The following is a 1,864-nucleotide window of genomic DNA, read 5'->3' as shown; positions in this document are numbered from 1 at the left end:
GGCGCTCGCCGCCGACCTGCTGCGCGAGCCGGACGCGACGATCGGGTCGGTGGCCAGGAAGGTGGGGTACGGGAGCCCGTTCGCGCTCAGCGCGGGAGAGGTGGCGGCATGGTCGCCCGACGGGCCGGACGCCGCCGCGGTCAGCGCGTACAGGCCGCCCGTCTCGACCTCGGCGGTCACCGTGCCGCTCGTGACGTTGTTGTCGCTCTTCACCGGTTGCGGCTGAGCGCAGCCGGCCGCGCCGGTGAGCGCGCACTCCTCCAGTTTCACCATGCGCAGCCGGGAGCCGTAGTCACCGCCGTAGGCGTACCGGAAGCCGGAGTAGTCCACCTCCACACGGGTTTTGACCGGCTTGGCCGCGGCCGCCACCCCCTGCCCCGGCGTCACCCGCATCGCCAGGCCGAGCAGGTCGGTGTCGAGCAGCTCGACACTGATCGGTGCCGTCTCCTGCGCCGCCTTGGCCGTCCCCGGCGCCAGCTTCACCGGGAAGCCGGCCGCCAGGGTGGAGACGGAGCCGTCCAGCTCCGCCTTCTGCGGCTTGGGCCAGGTGACGGCCGGCGCCGCCTTCCACGCCTGCTTTGCGGCGGGATCCGCCAGCGGCGGCTTGACGGGGACATTCCTGCCCGTCACCGGCGCTTCTTTCTGCACGGCCGGCGCCGAGCGCGGGGCCGCGTAGGCGGGCATGGCGTACGCCATCTCCACCATCAGGACGATCGAAAGAACGGGAGCCAGCCTGCGTGGCCAGCGCGATTCGGGCTTGGCCTCTTCGGTCGCGAAACGATTCCACGACGTGTCCGGGCGATCCGGCTCCTGGGGGGTTTGTTGAAGGCCGTTCCATCGGGAGTTGGGCAGATCTAACTCGCTCGGCAGATCCATTAAGCTGCTCCAGAGGTTTACGGGGCGGCTGACTGAGCGAGGTGTACGGTGCTCAGCGTGCCATCGGAGTCGCGAAACCCGGCGGATCTCGCGGCTTGAAGGAAACGATCTCGACGGTGCGTCCAGCCCTTTCCGGCCGCCGCCGTGACGCGATCAAGGTCCGGTATGCGATCCGCCACTCGGCCATCCTGAGCCGGGGTTACGCCCGGGACAACAGGTACCCGGGCATATCCGCGGTCTTCGATCGATGATCGAATCGTCACCCCCGGCAAGCTGTTGGTCCAGACTTTTGCTCCTTCTGCTCAAATCTTCTTCAGCTGTACGGACACCTCTGAAACTTTCTGTCCGCCGTACCGTCGCCCGACGATTTCTTCCTCCTCGGCAGCCAGGTCGCGGCGGTTCCCGGTGGCCGGGTCGACTGCCCATGTCAGCGGCGATGCTGCTCAAGTTGGGGGGGTCACTCGCCACCGGCGCCCTCGACGCCGCCCCAACCCATCAGCCACCGTCTGCTGCTGAGCGAGGCAATGAAGGGACACGATGTGTTGACTTGCAGCGCCGAGACCGGGCATTAAAGGTCGTTGTCACCAACGACTGACACGAGCCCTTCCCGTGCCCACCGCCGTCCCCCGAAGGAGCGGCGGGCACGCTCCATTCAGATGGTGAAGACGATTGCGAGGACGGCGAGGAGGTAGCCGGTGTCAGGCGTAGAAGGCTTGCCGGAAGTTGGCCACCAGGACGGTCAGTGCGACGAACGCGAGTGTCGTAACAGTTGCGATCATCTGCCCACCAGCAGCAGCTCCAGAGAGCCGGCTCCGTAGAGCGCGCAACCAATGCGACGGCTCCGGCCAGCAACTCACCGTCAGTGGCCACCGAGATGCTGCAGACGGACAGGCTCCATCAGAGCGGTCTTGGCGCTCTCGAAGTCCGCAAGCCGGATGGCGACGGTCGCCACCGCCAGCCGTTCGGGGAGCACGGTCGCGAATTTGAG

1 protein-coding gene and 1 pseudogene are annotated in these 1,864 nt (G+C 67.4%); both read left to right on the top strand.

Going from position 1 to position 1,864, the window contains the following annotated elements:
* Positions 1-226: pseudogene (locus AB0J64_RS57150) on the top strand (hypothetical protein); the annotation flags it as partial.
* Between the two features lie 117 nt (positions 227-343).
* The gene (locus AB0J64_RS57145) at positions 344-676 is read left to right on the top strand and encodes a hypothetical protein (RefSeq protein WP_364047199.1); all 333 of its coding nucleotides are present in this window, start codon (positions 344-346) and stop codon (positions 674-676) included.
* The last annotated feature ends 1,188 nt before the right edge of the window (positions 677-1,864 follow it).

This window comes from Nonomuraea sp. NPDC049695 (assembly GCF_040674955.1).
In the GTDB taxonomy this organism is placed as follows: Bacteria; Actinomycetota; Actinomycetes; order Streptosporangiales; family Streptosporangiaceae; genus Nonomuraea; species Nonomuraea helvata.
Note: the sequence above shows the minus strand (reverse complement) of the source record. Positions and strands in the feature narration are given on the sequence as shown.